At 66.9% G+C, this 278-nt stretch carries 1 protein-coding gene; it reads right to left on the bottom strand.

The genetic code is table 11. The features are described from left to right. On the bottom strand, positions 1-255 hold a 255-nt coding region (locus tag SB753_RS36835), incomplete at its 3' end, for an acetyl-coenzyme A synthetase N-terminal domain-containing protein (RefSeq protein WP_410805066.1). Positions 256-278 lie beyond the last annotated feature (23 nt).

Raw genomic sequence — 278 nt, 5'->3', positions numbered from 1 at the left:
GGTGATCTCGCGGGTGGTGCCGGTTTCGGTGGAGATGGCGACCAGCGCGAGCTGGTCGGCGCGTCCTGGCAGGTGCCGGTCGACCGCGTTGTAGCAGAGGTTGGTTTCGCCGCCGACGTACCAGCGCCGGAACGGCGGGTTCGAATAGTCGAGGATCTGCCGCGGCGGCTTGTGCCAGTGGATCGCCTGCGCGGCTTCGGCCCAGAATTCCTCGGGCTGTTCGATCGAGCGCCGATGGAGCGATTCGTAGTTCATCCGGTCCCTCCCGGAACCTGCCA

It is taken from the genome of Paraburkholderia sp. SIMBA_053, assembly GCF_046534895.1.
Classification (GTDB): Bacteria; Pseudomonadota; Gammaproteobacteria; order Burkholderiales; family Burkholderiaceae; genus Paraburkholderia; species Paraburkholderia caledonica.
Note: the sequence above shows the minus strand (reverse complement) of the source record. Positions and strands in the feature narration are given on the sequence as shown.